This is a genomic window from Psychrobacter sp. GW64-MNA-CIBAN-0177, assembly GCF_040309585.1.
GTDB classification, from domain to species: Bacteria; Pseudomonadota; Gammaproteobacteria; order Pseudomonadales; family Moraxellaceae; genus Psychrobacter; species Psychrobacter okhotskensis.
Map to the genome: position 1 here is coordinate 1 of NZ_JBEOOY010000034.1, position 17976 is coordinate 17976.

Below are 17976 nucleotides of genomic sequence, written 5' to 3' on the forward strand. Positions count from 1 at the left end.
TATGTAATTTACATATAAGCTTTCCTGCTTTGCCTTAATGAGGTGCGTATTATAGACGCTTTATTTGGTAAGTCAAGTGGTTATTTTATTTAGTTTAAAGGCTTCTAATTAACTATCTAAATAGTCGCTCTGAACTCTTAAACTAATTGCTCCCTTAATTAATGATAAATCATTTTCTTAAGTAGCTTCCCTTCCGACTGGGACGCATTATACGCGTATTTGAAAGAGGGTCAAGGGCTGTTTTTGATTTTAGCTAAATTAACCTAACTGTATTCCTTAGTAGACTATTTATAGCTAACCAGTAAGCAACGTTGTGATATTGAGCTGTCTTACAGTACTATTTTATTTACTTTGCTAACCTACCAATTGTTGCACGCGGCACACCCTTTCATCTTACCCAGATTATTCGTTTTCCTTACCTAGGCAGCAGGACAAGCAGTAACTGATTATGATTTGTTTAAATAAGAAACAATCGCGTTTATAGGGTGTGATGAAACAAGAGAGAAGTATGATTAATAAAGAAGCTCGAAAACTTGTAGATAATAAGACAGCTAGATGTATTAAGTAGTTCAAAGCCTTATTACTGCCATCATGCTTATTAACAACCTTCTTCGCTGTGTGCTTAGCTATACATATTTGTCATTCTTGATATTTGCACCAATAGCACCTATATATAGAAGCTTACCTAACCCCTTGCTATCTAGTGTTTATAGACGGTTTTTGCTATAATGGCCGCTTTTATAACATTACTTAAGAGTAGTTCTGCTTAACCTTATTATAAAAGGCAGCTCGCTCTCTATTATGGTTATGCGATTATAGATTATTAGATGGCTATAAATCGTGATGCTATATATGTCTGCACTTTTAAGTAATGCCTATCTCTTACAACATATCACAGTGGTTGGATATAATTGACGCAGTCTTACGGTTATATGATTGATTGTTGCAATCATCACTGCCAACGGACGCAAAAAGGTGAATAGATTATGGTAGCGATTACTTTACCCGATGGTAGCGTAAAGAACTTCGAAGGCAATACAACCGTCATGGAAGTGGCGCAAAGCATTGGAGCTGGCCTAGCAAAAGCGACGGTTGCAGGACGTGTAGATGGTCAATTGGTGGATGCCTCTGATCCTATCGCCCATGATGCTAAAGTAGAAATCGTTACGCCAAAAGATGCTGATGGTGTCGATATCATTCGTCACTCGGCCGCTCACTTATTAGGGCACGCGGTCAAACAGCTTTATCCCGATGTGAAGATGGTGATTGGTCCTGTTATCGAAGATGGCTTTTATTATGACATCTATAGTGAGACGCCGTTCACCCCTGAACATATGGAAGCCATTGAAAAACGTATGATGGCGTTGATTAAGCAAGATTATGACGTCATCAAAAAAATGACACCTCGCGATGAAGTCATTAAGATCTTTGAAGAACGCGGCGAAGATTATAAGCTCAAGCTCATTAATGATATGCCAGGTGAAGAGGCTTTTGGCCTCTATCATCATCAAGAATATGTCGATATGTGCCGTGGCCCCCACGTGCCGAACACGCGATTCTTAAAGGTATTCAAGCTGACTAAAATGTCTGGCGCATATTGGCGCGGTGATGCTAAGAACGAACAGCTACAACGTATTTATGGGACGGCGTGGGCAGATAAAAAAGATTTAAAAGCCTATATCCAGCGTATCGAAGAAGCGGAAAAGCGTGACCATCGTAAGATTGGTAAGGCTTTGAACCTGTTTCATATGCAAGAGCAAGCGCCGGGTATGGTGTTTTGGCATGCCAATGGTTGGACAATTTATCAAGTGCTTGAGCAATATATGCGTAAAGTACAGTACGATAATGGTTATGAAGAAATTAAAACCCCGCAAATTGTGGATCGCAGTTTATGGGAACGCTCAGGACATTGGGGTAACTATGCAACCAATATGTTTACCACTTCAAGCGAAAACCGTGATTATGCGGTAAAACCGATGAACTGTCCGTGTCACGTACAGGTATTTAATCAAGGTTTAAAGTCTTACCGTGATTTGCCACTCCGTATGGCAGAATTTGGCTCGTGTCATCGTAATGAGCCGTCAGGTTCACTGCATGGTTTGATGCGCGTTCGTGGTTTTACGCAAGATGATGCGCATATATTCTGTACCCAAGCGCAAATTCAACAAGAAGTGGCGGATTTTATTAAGCTGACGCTTGCTGTTTATGAAGACTTTGGCTTTGACAAGATTATTATGAAGCTCTCAACCCGTCCTGAAAAACGTGTTGGTAGCGATGAGTCTTGGGACTTTGCCGAAAAGGCGCTTGCTGATGCCCTTGATAGCTCAGGATTAGATTGGGATTATCTACCCGGCGAAGGCGCGTTTTATGGTCCGAAAATTGAGTTCAGTCTAAAAGACAGTTTAGGGCGCGTGTGGCAGTGCGGTACTATTCAGGTTGACCCAAATATGCCTGAACGTCTTGATGCGGAATTCGTCAACGAGCAAAATGAGCGCGAAGTACCTATTATGTTGCACCGTGCCATCTTGGGTTCATTTGAGCGCTTTATCGGTATCTTAATTGAGAACTACGCTGGTTGGATGCCAGTTTGGCTCGCACCGCAACAAGTCGTTGTGATGAATATTACCGATAAACAAGCCGATGCCTGCGAAAACGTGGTCAGCGAGCTCAAAAATGCAGGTTTGCGTGCTATTAGCGACTTGCGTAACGAAAAGATTGGATTTAAGATACGAGAGAAAACATTAGAACGTATTCCCTATATGCTAGTATTAGGGGACAAAGAAATCGAGACGGGCAGTGTCAATGTCCGTACTCGCGAAGGTGAGAACCTTGGCGTGATGAGTGTTTCTGAATTTATAGCATTAGTACAGACCGCTGTTGGTAAAAAAGGCCGACAGACCCCAAAAACAGATGAGGAGTAATACCTATTAAACAGTCCAACCGTTTGAACATCAACGAAGATATCAGTGCCAAAGAAGTCCGTCTGGTTAAAGAAGACGGCGAACAAATGGGCGTGGTCGATATCGACACCGCGATGAAAGCGGCACGCGAAGACAATTTAGATTTGGTCGAATTGGTTCCTGAAGCCAAACCGCCAGTATGCAAAATCATGGATTATAAGCATTTCCTCTATGATCAAAAGCAAAAGGCAAAAGAAGCTAAAAAGAACCAAAAGCAGACTCAGCTCAAAGAGATGAAGCTACGTCCTAGCACTGAAGAAGCCGATTATCAGGTCAAACTGCGTAAAATCGTCAGCTTCTTGGAAGATCAAGATAAAGTTAAAATTAGCATCCGCTTCCGTGGACGTGAAATGGCGCACCAAGATATCGGTCGCAAACAACTTGATCGTATCATTGAAGATACCGCTGATATCTCAAACGTCGAACAGTATCCCAAGATGGAAGGCCGTCAAATGGGTATGCTGCTTGGGCCAACTAAGAAAAAGTAATCTATTCTTTAGATGACTGTTAGTGGTGGCTGTGAATCAATTTGACTGCTATTTAATATAGACAGTTCGTTGAGATAGATAGTTATAATCTTAACCATCAATATGCTGCGGGATATTGATGGTTTTTTATATCCAATCATGTAAAAAACAGCTTAGTCATGCAAACAATAGCGGTGCAAATAGCGCATAGTTATATTAGACTGAGTTTGGTTTACAAAATCCGTCTTCTCAGTCTTTCGATTACAAGGTAGTCTAAAGGACAGTTTTATATTCAATCATCTCTATACAAGAAATCTATGCCAATAAAAACTATTAAACATATAAAAACATTGTGTACCACGACCATTAACGTCGTTGGCAAAAGACACAGCCCCTCTCAGATATTATAGGAAACTTCATGCAAGAATTGACCCCACCCGAAAACGCCTCTACGCCAAGTATTTCTTTGACGCCACCTGAACCGGTCAAAGAAATACAAAAAAGTGAAGCCGATCAGATGGTCAAGTTGGATGAAAGCCAAATTCCAGAACTTGATGCCAAGGTCGATGCGTTCGTCGATCACGTGCTTAATAACTCTGTCCGCAGCGCTGAATTTCAGCAAAATGTGCAATCTATTCATAATTTGGGTACCAAAGAAATTCGTGAATCTGCGCAAATATCTAACCGTATGTTAGAGTTGCCTGCGAAAAGCCTGAATGACAGCTTGTTTGACAACTCCCCTATCGCCAAGTCATTGACTGAGCTGCGCGGTATCGTCGAAGATTTAGACCCGAGTAAAAAAGAGCTGACCAGTTCGCGTAAGCTGTTTGGTCTCATACCTTTTGGCAATAAGGTACAAGATTACTTCCGCCAATACGAGTCAGCGCAGTCGCATATCAATGCTGTCGTCACCAGTCTTTATAATGGTAAAGACGAGCTGCTCAAAGACAATGCGATGATTGAGCAAGAAAAAGTCAATATGTGGGAGTTGATGCAATCTATCCGTCAATACGTCTATGTGGGCAAAAAAATCGACGAGCAACTTGAGCAAAAAGTATATGCTATAGAAGCGACCGACCCTGAAAAAGCTCGGGTTATCAAAGAGGAAATGCTGTTTTATGTGCGCCAAAAGAATACGGATTTTTTAACCCAGTTAGCCGTTAACGTCCAAGGCTATCTGGCGCTTGATACCATTCGTAGAAACAACCTAGAGCTGATTAAGGGTGTGGATCGCGCAACGACAACCACGGTATCGGCGCTGCGCACGGCTGTCGTGGTGGCACAAGCAATGACCAATCAAAAACTGGTCCTTGACCAAATCACTGCTTTAAACAAAACCACTAGCAGCTTGATTGAGTCAACGTCAGCGATGCTCAAACGTCAATCAGGTGAAATTCACGAGCAAGCGACCAATAGCACTATCGAGCTAGATAAACTGCAAAATGCCTTTAATAATGTCTATGACACGATGGATATGATTAGTAATTATAAAATTGAAGCGCTAGAGAATATGAAGCAGACGGTCAATACTTTGACCACTGAAGTGGATAAAGCCCAGAAGTATCTCGACAAGTCTAATCAAACAACAGTGCTAGAAGTATCTAAAGAATTAAACAGTAAAAAGATTACAAACCAATCGAATACGGTTGATATCGATATTTGAGATACCTCGAGTGCTGTCGCTGATTGACGGTGACAGCCACCCGCTATCGAATACATATAAGACAATTGACGCAAGATATTGCAACGTCGTTCGTGTTAAGATAGTCCTTATTAATAATTTTAAAAATAGATACGGTAATTTATGAGTTGGAACGATCCAAACGCCTCAAGTGAGGCAAAAAAATATGACAATCCCATCCCTAGTCGCGAGCTGATACTCAGCACGATTAATGAGCATGGCGAAGTCACCCATCAACAATTGGCAAAAGCCTTTAATATTGATGATCCTGACCAATTTGATGCTTTAGGTAATCGCCTCAAAGCGATGGCACGTGATGGACAAGTAAATCGTGATGGACGTCCTTATCGCTATCGTACGGTGACCCAGCACGATGTGGTTACTGGTACTGTGTCAGCCCACCCAAAAGGCTTTGGCTTTGTATTGCTAAGTGATATGCCCGACCTATTCTTGCATGAAAAACAAATGCGCTGGGTCTTTAATGGCGATACCGTCGAAGCAGTTGGTACCTCAACAGACAACCGCGGTCGTACCGAAGGGCGTATCGTCGATGTCGTTGAGCGTCGCCAGAATAATTTCATCGGTACATTGGCGCGTGACGAAGACGGCTACTGTGTCGAGCTTGGCAGTCCTAACAACCATCAGCCGATTACAGTCACTGAAGAGAATGTGCAGGCTTTCGAAGCTAAGCAAGGCGCTCCAGTGAAAGTAGATATTATCGACTGGCCAAATCAGCATGAGTTTGCTACGGGTAAAATCACTGAAGTGCTGTCTGATGATAACGATCGTGAATTAATCATCGAGACCACCCTGCTCAACTATGACATTCCGTCTGATTTTAGTGAAGCGGCGCTTAAACAAGCCAATGATTATCAAGAGCCGACTGAGAAAGACTTAAAAGGTCGTACGGACTTGCGTGATTTACCGCTCATCACCATTGATGGTGAAGATGCGCGTGACTTTGATGATGCCGTATTTGCTGAAAAACGCTCGGGTGGTAACTACCGTGTCTTGGTAGCAATTGCTGATGTGAGCCATTACGTCACGCCAAATTCGCCGCTTGACCAAGATGCTTACGAGCGCGGTACGTCGGTATATTTCCCGCATCGTGTGATTCCGATGCTGCCTGAAGTACTGTCTAACGGTCTGTGTTCATTGAACCCTGATCTTGATCGTCTGTGTATGGTTGCGGATATAAAGATATCTCGCGCAGGCAAGGTCACCGGCTATGACTTCTATCCTGGGGTGATTCATTCACAGGCACGCTTGACTTATAATCAAGTGAATAGCTATCTTGAGGATCCACAAGACCCGAGTATTCCTAAGTCATTAACCGGTAATAAAGGGGTCAAAAAATCGGTCGATACTCTACATCAATTGTATGAGCTGCTGCTGCAAAAGCGTGAAGAGCGTCATGCAATGGAGTTTGAAACGGTTGAGACTTATATTAAGTTTAACGAAAAAGGGGGTATTGCAGCCATCTTGCCGCGTACTCGTGGTGACGCGCATAAGCTTATTGAAGAGTGTATGCTGCTCGCCAATACCTGTGCCGCTAATTTTGCGTTAAAAAATGAGCTGCCAGTGTTGTATCGTAACCATGACAAACCTGATGGTGAAAAGTCGATGCGTGTCCATGAATACGCGAAAAACTTTGGCTTAAGCTTCCCAGAAGAAAACCCAACGCAAGCAGATTATCAGCGGATTATCGAAGCCACCAAAGACCGTCCCGATGCGATCAGTATCCACAGCATGCTACTGCGCTCAATGATGCAAGCGAATTATTCGCCTGACAATATTGGTCACTTTGGCTTAGCTTATGACGAGTATAGCCACTTTACCTCGCCGATTCGCCGTTATCCTGACCTCATGCTGCATCGCGCGATTAAAGCAAAAGTCACTAACACTAAGCAACCAGTGATGGACTTCTCTTTAGAGGGTGCTGGCACGCAGACGTCAGATACTGAGCGCCGCGCTGAGAAAGCATCACGCTACGTAGAATCTTGGCTCAAATGTCATTATATGAAAGATCACGTCGGTGAAGAGTTCGACGGTGTGGTAACGACGGTTACTAGCTTCGGTCTATTCGTCACCTTAACTGACTTATATATCGATGGCTTAGTACATATCTCCAATGTTGGTGATGATTTCTTTGTCTATGATGAGCAGCAACAGCAACTCATTGGTAAAGATAAAGGTACGCTATTTGGCTTGGGTGATTTGGTCAAAGTAAAAGTGGCCGGCGTCAATATGGATCTGCTACAAATAGACTTTGATCTTAAAGCGAAGCTGCAATCTAGCGAGATGAATCAAACGAAAAAAGATCAACCAAAGAAAAGCCCTGCTAGAAAAAACAGTAGCCGAAACAATAAAGGCACTAGCAAAAAAAGCTAACGTTGAGTAAAAACCAATCGTAATAAAAAAGGCTAAAGTTTATCTTTAGCCTTTTTTTATGCGCGTTAATTTGTTGCTGGATGGTCAACTACTGCGCGTCACTCATCTGCTCTACACGATCTTGATTGACCTGTTCGGCTTGCTCTATTTTAGCAGTGGCTTTATCGAGAATGGCTTTAGGCTGCTTACCAAGAGGCTGGCTTGCAATATCGGTGTTGGTGCTCACGGTATTGCCTTCAGAGCTGATAGCAGTATCCGGCGGTATTGACGTGGCGATGCTACTAGTCGTCGCCGCTATCCGACTCTCGTGGCGATTACTATTGAACATGTTGAAACCAATTAAGATAACAATACCAGCTAGGGCGAATATAATCAGATGCTTCATTTGCATAAAAATGTCTCATATATTTTAATAATCATTGTCTTATACGTTTTCATGCATTTTTTATGCCTAGTTGTGAGATTTTTAAATATTTACTCTTGCGGACTATTATTACTCAATAAATCGGTTTCATCTGAATTTTCGGCAATTTCTTGTTCGACCTTTTCCATTAACTTCTGATCAGGACGAGCATTTAGCACCTCTTCAGCGTTACGTCCCTGTAAGATGTATTTAGCACGGGCTTTGGCTTGTTTTTTGTCTTTGTCATCAGCACTGCTATCATCAGCTTTATTGATAGCTATAGATTCCGGTGTGGTCGGCGTAACCGTCATATCAGCATTAGCCCCATGAGCTTGGCCAGCGCGATTATTACCTTGTAGATGCTCCAAGGCTTTTTCTAACTCATTATTGAAGCGTAAACGATAGATAGGCTCAGGAAGACTAAAGCCTTCATCCTCTAGGGCGTGTTTGGTTTCACGTATAGCGATACTGCGTGCTTTGGCAAAATCCGTTTCTGATTGATCCACCCAAACCTGAAACTCAAGAATGATATTGGAATCGCCAACATTATTAATGACCGCAATCGCTTTGGGTTCATCTAAAACAAAATCTAACTGACATATCGCATCGATACCTACTTTGATGGCAGCAAGCGGATCATCATTGGCATCCACGCCCAGCTCAAAGGTAAAACGTCGTTCAGGGTTTTTGGTGTAATTTAGAATCGTACCTTTAAAGACTTCTGCATTTGGTATACGTAGCTGATTGCCATCTAACGTCATCAGAATCGTCGCACGTGATGTCAAACGCACCACAATACCCTCTTGCCCGTTAATGACAATCTGATCACGAGCGCGAAACGGCTGACGAATACTCAGCATCAACGAGGCAATATAGTTCTCAATAGTATCCTTGACCGCAAAACCAACCGCGATACCGATAACACCCGCACCGCCAAGTAGCGTCCCTAGGATCGTTTCTGCCCCTATCAAGCTCAATGCCAAGATCAAACCAAAAATAATAAAGATTACTTTGACAGTTTGTGCCAGCAGTTCAGCGACGAAAGGATTGGGCGTGAGCCGTTGCCACATATTTTTTCGATTGGACAACCAGCTACCAAACCATGTAACCAATCCAAAGATAACAATGCCGACCAAGAGTAAAGGCACCGCTTTGACTAGGTTTTTAACTTGCGCTTTGAGCCCTTGATAAACCGTCGTGACGTTATCCTGAACATCCAGCGTTCGATTGATATTGTCTTCAACGGTGACCACATCCGTCAAACGATTGGTCAAATTAATGGCTTGTTGCGCCTTTTTTTCGTTGGGAGTTTCTCCTGCTAAAGTCACAACGCCTTGAGTAACACTGACACTGACCGCTTGCAGCCCTTCTATTTCAGAAAAAATACCGTTGATACGTTGACGAATGTCATTGTCTTTTAACGGTGTGGGGGTGGTTTCGATTTGAGCATTGTTGGTGCTCTCACCACTAATCACCGGTGGGTCGGCAGCAGGGGGGAGGTTTTGCGATTCAGCTTCTACAGAGGTCTCGCCTTCTGTAGAAGTTGCAGCATCTTCATTAGACACTTCTTCTGGCGTACTCTCTATACCCAAGGCCGTCGTGACACCAGCTATGTCTTCACCAACAGCATAAGCGGGCAAAGTAAAAACGAGGCTTAGTAGCAATAGCAGCTGGCCCCACACTGTTAAAAACTTGCGTGTCATCGGGCGGTCAAAATAGACGGCCATAAGCATCCTTTGCTCAGTATTTTTTTGGGTAATATTGTGATTTCAAACTAGCGAGTGTCCTCAATCTGAACGTGAACAACTAAATGGGCTAAAAACAGTAATTAAGATAGCCCTTTATTGACCGTTTAAATCCATTAGCTGTCTAAATAACGTTGCGCTTCCGCTAAGTCCAATGTGCCTTCATAGATAGCGCGGCCAGTAATAATGCCTTCAATACAATCACCATAAGGCTTAAGCAATTCGATATCTTGCATATTGGTCACGCCGCCCGAAGCAATCACTGGCAGGCCACCTTCACGTGCTAAATTAACCGTTTGCGGGGCGTTAACGCCTTGCATCATGCCATCGCGGGCAATATCAGTATAAACGATTGACGATACGCCCACATCAGCAAAGCGTTTGGCAAGCTCAGTGGCTTTGGTATCCGTCACATTCGCCCAGCCATGAGTCGCCACCATGCCGTCTTTGGCATCGATACCAACGATAATATGTCCGGCAAATTCGCGGCAGGCTTCAGCCACAAAATTAGGATCTTCAACGGCCTTAGTGCCAATAATAATATAGGTTAGTCCGGCAGTGATATACTGCTCGATGGTGTTCATATTACGCACACCGCCGCCCAACTGAATAGGCAACTGCGGAAAAGCTTTGGCGATGTCGTTGACGACTTGCTTGTGTACTGGCACCCCATCAAAGGCACCATTCAAATCGACCAAATGCAATCGGCGCGCACCCTCGTTTACCCAGCGCGCTGCTACGGCAACGGGATCGTCCGAGAACACCGTATCATCTTCCATACGGCCTTGTTTTAAGCGCACACATTTACCATCTTTTAGATCAATAGCCGGGATAATGACAGGGACAGCACACATATAGCATTCCTTATAAAACGTAATATTAAAAATAAACAGCAAAGTTAAACAATAAAAAGTTAAACAGTGATAAAAAGCCCCACTCAGTGAGCTAACAGAGAGTCGTCTAAAATTGAATCCTAACGGTATTTGAAAATCTCATTTGAAAACCTCTGTCCTTATATTATGAACAAATGAATAGTGTGAGCAAATGAAAAAATCTGCCAATCATAACCATAAGTTTGAGCACTCTGAGACACTGGCAACATTAGGTAAATTCAATTACTGACTGGCAATTTTAGGTCAATTTAGCGTATAATCCTAGGTAAATTTGTATTTGTTTCTAAGTGATAGCAACCATGCGCTACACATTTTTATTCACTCATAAATGAGTTGATGTTGCATGGCGGTCAGGATGAATCGAACAACAGCCATATATGTTTTTAGATCATTGGCTGATACGTTGTTGAACGGATGATATTAGAACTCAAAATAGGTCACCTGCGATAGGTCAACCTGCGCCATTACACTCTAAATGAATTTTTTGCTTGAATGGTATGTTGCCTTCATCAGTTATTTATTTGATTCACTCTTGTCCCTGAGCCAATCACTCTGAGTTACAAATTTTAAGATTTTAATAAATCGCATGGCAAAACTGTCTTTTTTATAGCAATTGCTTTTAGCAACCAGCTTTGACAATAGACTTTGATTGGATGATTTTGCCATGCACCTTGGTAGCCAGTCGCCACTTTGGTAATTCGAATAAGACATTAACGTGTTGTTAAGGAGTCTAAGGTCAGCGTTAATACTCTTACTAGTAGTTATGATCCAGCGTTACATTTAAGTGCTTTGTCTCCGCCCTATTTTAGGATGTGGCTGATTAAGGGCTTTGATGAAAAACGTGACGTTCATGCTACCGATATACCAAACAGGACGTCTGGTATCGTTTTAGACTATGGACTAAGTTTTCGCTTATGATTACCATCAAAAAAGGTTTGGATTTGCCCATCACTGGTGAACCCTCCCGCGAGATATCTGAGCACAGACCTGCCCATGTGGCACTCATTGGCTATGATTATGTGGGCATGAAGCCCACGATGAATGTCAAAGAAGGCGACATCGTAGCTAAAGGTCAGCCCGTTTTTGAAGACAAAAAACGTGTCGGCGTTATCTACACTGCCCCTGCTGCTGGTAAGGTCATCGCCGTTAATCGCGGTGAGCGTCGTGTGTTCGAAAGTCTTGTGATTGCGGTCGACCCAAACGGTGAAGAAGTAGAATTTCAGCGCTACGACTCCCAGCAACTTGCTGACCTAGATTCTGAAGTCGTTGAAACCCAACTGCTTGCCTCTGGTGAATGGACCGCGTTCCGTACGCGTCCCTATAGCCGTTCTCCTGAAATCGGTGCCCGTCCGCATGCCATCTTTGTCACCGCGATGGATACCAATCCCTTAGCGTTTGACCCGATGCTGCTGATCAATGAGCAACTGCAAGCGTTCAACGACGGACTTGCGGTACTATCGACGCTCAGCCCTAAGACCTTTGTCTGCCATCATGGTGATGCCCAGCTGACGCCAGTTGCGAAGACTGCGTCTAATAATGTTACTGCGTATCATAGCTTTGCTGGCAAGCATCCAGCAGGTCTGGCTGGCACGCATATTCATTTCTTGCATCCAATCATGCGTGGCGTGAGCGTCTGGACGATCGGCTACCAAGACGTGATTGCGATTGGAAAGCTATTTACCACTGGGCGCTTATATACGCGTCGCCTGCTAAGCCTAGCAGGCCCTGCGGTCAAAAACCCACACCTAATCGCTACCGAACGCGGTGCAGATATTACTGCCTTGACTAAAGGTCAACTGATCGATGGCGAGAACCGTATTATTTCAGGTTCAGTGCTATCGGGTCGCCAGTCATTTTCGAATATTGCCTATGTTGGTCGCTTCCATGATCAAATCAGCGTGTTAACTGAAGGTCATGAACGCCCAGCGTTCCATTTCTTTACACCAGGTGCAAACCGTTTCTCAAAACTGCCTATCTACATCTCGCAGTTCTTCGGTCGCAAAAAATACAACTTTACCACCACCAGTAACGGCTCACCGCGCGCGATGGTACCTATCGGGGTTTATGAAGAGGTCATGCCACAAGACTATCTGCCAACGCAGCTATTACGCGCGTTGATTGTCGAAGACATCATCACGGCAGTAGACTTGGGCGCACTTGAATTGGACGAAGAAGATTTAGCATTATGCACCTTCGTATCTCCTGGCAAATATGAATTCGGTGATATTTTGCGTGATAACTTAACGCGCATTGAACTGGAGGGCTAACCACGATGAAATTTTTACACAATATGTTCGATCGTATGGAGCCGTCTTTCACCAAAGGTGGCAAACACGAAAAATACTATGCCATCTTTGAGATGTTTGATACGTTTTTGCGTCAACCAGACTCAACGACATACGCCTCATCACATGTGCGTGACGGGATTGATCTAAAACGCATTATGATTACCGTCTGGCTATGTACCTTCCCAGCGATGTTTTGGGGTATGTACAATATCGGTCATCAAGCATTGACAGCTATTACTCAACTTGGCTTGCAGCCTGAAGGCTGGCGTACCATCATCACCAGTATGGCAGGCTATAACCCAGACAGTATTTGGGCGAGTTTTGTCTACGGGGCGATGCAGTTCTTACCGATCTATATCGTTACCTTTGCCGTCGGTATTTTCTGTGAAATTATCTTTGCCGTGGTGCGCGGACACGAAGTCAACGAAGGTTTTTTTGTGACCTCTGTATTATTCGCACTATGTCTACCACCAGATATTCCATTATGGCAAGTAGCCTTAGGTATCATCTTTGGTGTGGTCGTGGCCAAAGAAGTCTTCGGCGGTACCGGTAAGAACTTCCTTAACCCTGCCCTATCGGGTCGTGCGTTCCTATACTTTGCGTATCCTGCTTATATGTCAGGCGACTCAGTATGGACAGCAGTTGACGGCTTTTCAGGAGCGACACCACTTGGCCTAGCGGCACTTGGCGTAGTACCTCAGGATTTCGTCGATGTCTACGGTAATGCCATTACGTGGGGTGATGCGTTCTTAGGCAACATGCAAGGCAGTATCGGTGAAGTATCGACCTTAGCAATCTTAATGGGTGCAGCAGTTCTGTTATGGACGCGTATTGCCTCATGGCGCATCATGGCAGGTTGTGTGGTTGGTCTGATTGCCACCTCCCTTGTCTTTAATATGATTGGCTCTAAAGACAACTTGATGATGAGCCTACCGTTTTACTGGCATTTAGTAATTGGTGGTTTTGCATTCGGTGCTGTCTTTATGGCGACCGATCCAGTCTCTGCTGCGCATACCAATAAAGGCCGCTGGGCTTATGGTATCTTGATTGGCTTTATGACCGTATTGATTCGCGTCGTCAACCCAGCCTTCCCAGAAGGCATCATGCTGGCCATTCTATTTGCCAACTTATTTGCTCCATTGTTTGATTACTTTGTGACCCAAGCAAACATCAAACGCCAAACAGCACGGAGGGTTCGCTATGTCCAAGCCCAAAAGTAATAATGCGAAAACCATCAGTGTGGCATTGACGCTATGCTTGGTGTGTTCCGTATTGGTCTCAGCAGCTGCTGTTGGTCTAAAGCCAGCACAAGTCGAAAACGCACGCTTAGACCGCAACAAAAACATCTTAGTCGCCGCCGGTATGTACGATGCTGAATCTGATACCGCTGACGACGTTACTGAGCGCTTCAAAGATTTTGAAGTAAAAATCATTGACTTGAATAAAGGCAATTATGTAGATGATGACGCGCTAAAAGCCGCGGGCATCCCTGATCGTAATAATTATGACGCTAGCCAAGCGACTAAGAACAAAGCCCTGAGCGATGACTTAGGAGATAACGATCCAGCCAGTATTGGTCGCAAGCCTAAATACGCCAAAGTTTATGTCAAAAATGATGACGCAGGCAAGCCTGAGATGGTGGTACTACCGATTCAAGGCTATGGCCTATGGGGTACGATTTATGGTTTCTTAACGCTTGAGAGCGACATGAATACCATCAAAGGTATTAGTTTTTATGAGCATAAAGAAACCCCAGGCCTTGGCGCTCGCATCGAAGAGCCAAAATGGCGCGCGATGTGGAGCGGTATCCACTCGTATGACGAAAACGGTGACGTGGCAACGGGTGTGACCAAAGCGGGTAATCCAAAAGACAACTGGGTTGACGGTATCAGCGGTGCAACGCTAACCAGTCGCGGTGTGAGCAACATGATTCAGTTTTGGCTCGGTGAGCAAGGTTATAAGCCTTACCTAGATTTGCTACGCGAACAGAACGGTCAAACGCTTGACAGTGTTGATGCCCAAGCGAGCCAGTCGACACCACCGGACAATAAGAGCGCTCAACCGACAACCGAACTGGCAGCGACCCTACCAGTAGCAAACGGCAAGGAGGCATAACATGGCTGACACTAAAAGTATTTTAACCTCGCCTATCTTTGATAATAACCCCATTGCCCTACAGATATTAGGTATCTGTTCGGCACTGGCGGTGACGACCAGCATGTCCAATGCGTTGGTGATGTGTGTGGCGTTGACTCTGGTAACAGCGTTTTCGAGCTTCTTTATCTCTATTATTCGTAAGCAAATTCCGTCAAGTATTCGTATTATTGTACAGATGACCATCATTGCCTCACTGGTTATTTTGGTCGATCAAGTGCTAAAAGCCGTCGCTTATGATGTCAGTAAAGGTCTATCGGTCTTCGTTGGCTTGATTATCACCAACTGTATCGTTATGGGCCGTGCCGAAGCCTTTGCCATGAGCAATCCACCCGTACCCAGCTTTTTGGACGGTATCGGTAACGGTCTTGGCTACTCGGCGGTGCTGTTATTTGTCGCGACTATCCGCGAGCTATTAGGTGCAGGTACGTGGTTTGGTATTACCATCCTACAGCCTGTTACTGATGGCGGTTGGTATATTCCAAACGGTCTATTACTGTTGCCACCGTCAGCATTCTTTATCATTGGATTATTCATTGCCATTGTTCGTATTTGGAAACCAGAACAGGTTGAAGATGCTGAATTTGTAATGAAGCCGCAGTCTAAAGGCATGGCACATGGAGGCGGTCACTAATGGGACATTATGTTAGTTTATTTATAACCTCAGTCTTTATTGAGAATATGGCGCTGGCCTACTTCTTAGGTATGTGTACTTTTTTGGCAGTATCGAAGAAAGTGTCCACTGCGATTGGTCTTGGTGTTGCAGTCGTCGTCGTGATGGCGATTACCGTGCCGCTAAACAACTTACTATTTCAGTTCATTCTAAAAAATGGTGCGCTGGCATGGGCAGGTTTTCCAGGTATTGACTTAAGCTTTTTGGGCTTGCTCAGTTATATTGGTCTGATTGCTGCGACCGTACAGATTCTAGAGATGTTCTTGGATAAGTTTGTCCCAAGTCTCTACAACGCGCTAGGGGTATTCTTACCGCTCATTACTGTCAACTGTGCCATCCTAGGTGGCGTGCTGTTCATGGTTGAGCGTGACTACAACTTTGGTGAATCGATGGTATACGGCGTCGGCGCAGGTTTTGGTTGGGCACTGGCGATCACTGCATTGGCTGGTATCCGTGAGAAGTTAAAATACTCAGACATTCCAGCGCCGCTGCGTGGTCTCGGTATTACCTTTATCACGGTTGGTCTGATGTCACTTGGCTTTATGTCTTTCGGCGGTATGTCAATCTAGACCGCTAAGCTTAAAAGCCTATTTAGCGATTTGACCTATTTAATTCATTTATTCGGTAGGGGTTCAGGAAACACGCAATGACGTCTTTTCGCACCCCTACTCCATAGATTAAGGATACCTACCATGGATTACGCTACGGCGATTGGTGGCGTTGCTATGTTTACCTTGATCATCATGGGACTCGTTGCCATTATTTTGGCAGCGCGCTCAAGACTGGTCAGTTCAGGCGATGTTACTATCCATATCAATGACAATCCCGATAATGACGTCGTGACACCGGCAGGCGGAAAACTACTACAGACACTGGCGAGCGAAGGTATTTTCTTATCTTCAGCCTGTGGTGGTGGTGGTACGTGTGCGCAGTGTCGTTGCCGCGTTATTGAAGGGGGCGGTTCTATTTTGCCTACCGAAGAAGGCTATTTTACCCAAGGTGAAATCCGTAATCACATGCGCTTGGCTTGTCAGGTAGCTGTTAAGCAAGACATGAAAATCGAGATTGATCCTGAATTCTTTGATGTACAAAAGTGGGAATGTGAAGTTATCTCTAACGATAACGTTGCCACCTTTATTAAAGAGCTAGTGCTTAAAATTCCAGAAGGCGAAGAAGTTAACTTCCGCGCTGGTGGTTATGTACAGTTGGAAGCGCCACCGCATGAAGTACATTACAAAGACTTCGATGTGGCCGAAGAGTATAGAGAAGACTGGGAAAAATTCGGTATCTTCAACTATGTCTCAAAAGTTGATGAGCCGGTTATTCGTGCTTATTCAATGGCCAACTACCCAGAAGAAAAAGGCCTTATTAAGTTTAACATTCGTATCGCTAGTCCACCGCCACGTGGCCCTGACGGTATCCCACCAGGTAAGATGTCTTCTTGGACATTTAGCTTAAAGCCTGGTGATAAAGTGACGGTTTCAGGTCCTTATGGTGAATTCTTTGCCAAAGACACCGAAGCTGAGATGATCTTTGTGGGTGGTGGTGCAGGTATGGCACCGATGCGCTCACACATCTTTGATCAGCTTAAACGCTTAAACACTAAGCGTAAGATTAGCTTTTGGTACGGTGCACGCTCTATTCGTGAGATGTTCTATGTTGAAGATTATGATCAACTAGAAGAAGAGTTCGATAACTTTGAGTGGCATGTGGCTTTGTCTGATCCGCTTCCTGAAGACAATTGGGATGGCTATACTGGCTTTATCCATAACGTCTTGCTAGAAGAGTATCTCAAAGATCATCCAAACCCAGAGGACTGTGAATATTACATGTGTGGGCCACCGATGATGAACGCGGCGGTAATCGACATGTTGCATAGCCTTGGTGTTGAAGACGAAAATATCATGCTTGATGACTTTGGTGGTTAAGCCGACTGGTTAGAGAAACACGATTAAATTAATACTATAAAAGAGAGTCTCAATTGAGGCTCTTTTTTTATTTCTGAAATCTTACAATTTTAGTTGTTTTCTGTTACTGTTAAATAATTGTTGGTTATCATTTATACATGGTGCTCAGCTAAATTTCAGGCAAATATATTCAATTAAAGGTTCTATTATGAAAACTAGTGTGTTTACAAGCATTTTAGCTTCTACTTTAATACTATCAGCTTGCTCAAGTGCTCCTAAACCAGCTTGGCAAAAAGTAGGTATATCTCAGCATGATACACATAACGCCATACAGAAACGGAGTTTTTCAAGGTAGTTGTCACCATCAAGCCCAATTAAGCAGCTTGTAATCTCATCTTTTCTGGCTCTTTTACA

General features: G+C 44.1%; 13 protein-coding genes. 10 read left to right on the plus strand and 3 right to left on the minus strand.

Annotated elements, in window-relative coordinates; translation table 11 throughout:
* The first annotated feature begins 986 nt into the window (after positions 1-986).
* The 4 genes from thrS to rnr all read left to right on the plus strand — a co-directional run bounded on the left by thrS (position 987) and on the right by rnr (position 7499).
* Positions 987-2921 carry a threonine--tRNA ligase gene (gene thrS / locus AAEY79_RS13435; protein WP_025652974.1) on the plus strand — a complete coding sequence of 645 codons (1935 nt, stop codon included), beginning with the start codon at positions 987-989 and terminating at the stop codon, positions 2919-2921.
* Positions 2922-2944: 23 nt separating this feature from the next.
* The gene (infC, locus tag AAEY79_RS13440; RefSeq protein ID WP_021813163.1) at positions 2945-3448 is read left to right on the plus strand and encodes a translation initiation factor IF-3; all 504 of its coding nucleotides are present in this window, start codon (positions 2945-2947) and stop codon (positions 3446-3448) included.
* 397 nt (positions 3449-3845) lie between these two features.
* Positions 3846-5090: a toxic anion resistance protein gene (locus AAEY79_RS13445; protein WP_025652976.1), complete on the plus strand. Its 1245-nt coding sequence runs from the start codon at positions 3846-3848 to the stop codon at positions 5088-5090.
* Positions 5091-5231: 141 nt separating this feature from the next.
* Positions 5232-7499: a ribonuclease R gene (gene rnr, locus AAEY79_RS13450; protein ID WP_025652977.1), complete on the plus strand. Its 2268-nt coding sequence runs from the start codon at positions 5232-5234 to the stop codon at positions 7497-7499.
* A gap of 88 nt (positions 7500-7587) precedes the next feature.
* Here rnr and AAEY79_RS13455 read toward each other — a convergent pair whose 3' ends face one another.
* From AAEY79_RS13455 to hisA, 3 genes are all read right to left on the minus strand, one after another.
* Complete coding sequence (locus tag AAEY79_RS13455) at positions 7588-7890, minus strand: hypothetical protein (RefSeq protein ID WP_025652978.1); 303 nt, start codon at positions 7888-7890, stop codon at positions 7588-7590.
* A gap of 83 nt (positions 7891-7973) precedes the next feature.
* Positions 7974-9629 carry a mechanosensitive ion channel family protein gene (locus AAEY79_RS13460; RefSeq protein WP_201582731.1) on the minus strand — a complete coding sequence of 552 codons (1656 nt, stop codon included), beginning with the start codon at positions 9627-9629 and terminating at the stop codon, positions 7974-7976.
* Positions 9630-9763: 134 nt separating this feature from the next.
* Positions 9764-10501, minus strand: a complete 738-nt coding sequence (gene hisA / locus AAEY79_RS13465) for a 1-(5-phosphoribosyl)-5-[(5-phosphoribosylamino)methylideneamino]imidazole-4-carboxamide isomerase (RefSeq protein ID WP_025652981.1) — start codon at positions 10499-10501, stop codon at positions 9764-9766.
* Between the two features lie 953 nt (positions 10502-11454).
* On the opposite strand from hisA, the gene AAEY79_RS13470 reads away from it, so the two are divergent.
* The 6 genes from AAEY79_RS13470 (at position 11455) to nqrF (ending at position 17583) form a co-directional block, all read left to right on the plus strand.
* Positions 11455-12807, plus strand: coding sequence for a Na(+)-translocating NADH-quinone reductase subunit A (locus AAEY79_RS13470; RefSeq protein ID WP_025652982.1), 1353 nt, complete (start codon positions 11455-11457; stop codon positions 12805-12807).
* Positions 12808-12812: 5 nt separating this feature from the next.
* Complete coding sequence (locus AAEY79_RS13475) at positions 12813-14048, plus strand: NADH:ubiquinone reductase (Na(+)-transporting) subunit B (RefSeq protein ID WP_025652983.1); 1236 nt, start codon at positions 12813-12815, stop codon at positions 14046-14048.
* The gene (locus AAEY79_RS13480; protein WP_350588457.1) at positions 14029-14943 is read left to right on the plus strand and encodes a Na(+)-translocating NADH-quinone reductase subunit C; all 915 of its coding nucleotides are present in this window, start codon (positions 14029-14031) and stop codon (positions 14941-14943) included. Before AAEY79_RS13475 ends, AAEY79_RS13480 begins: the two co-directional genes overlap by 20 nt.
* Before the next feature lies 1 nt (position 14944).
* Positions 14945-15616, plus strand: coding sequence for an NADH:ubiquinone reductase (Na(+)-transporting) subunit D (locus AAEY79_RS13485; protein WP_025652985.1), 672 nt, complete (start codon positions 14945-14947; stop codon positions 15614-15616).
* On the plus strand, positions 15616-16224 hold the full coding sequence (nqrE, locus tag AAEY79_RS13490; protein ID WP_101211839.1) for an NADH:ubiquinone reductase (Na(+)-transporting) subunit E: 609 nt from the start codon (positions 15616-15618) through the stop codon (positions 16222-16224). The genes AAEY79_RS13485 and nqrE overlap by 1 nt, the downstream gene beginning before the upstream one ends.
* 123 nt (positions 16225-16347) lie before the next feature.
* Positions 16348-17583: an NADH:ubiquinone reductase (Na(+)-transporting) subunit F gene (gene nqrF / locus AAEY79_RS13495; RefSeq protein WP_025652987.1), complete on the plus strand. Its 1236-nt coding sequence runs from the start codon at positions 16348-16350 to the stop codon at positions 17581-17583.
* Positions 17584-17976 lie beyond the last annotated feature (393 nt).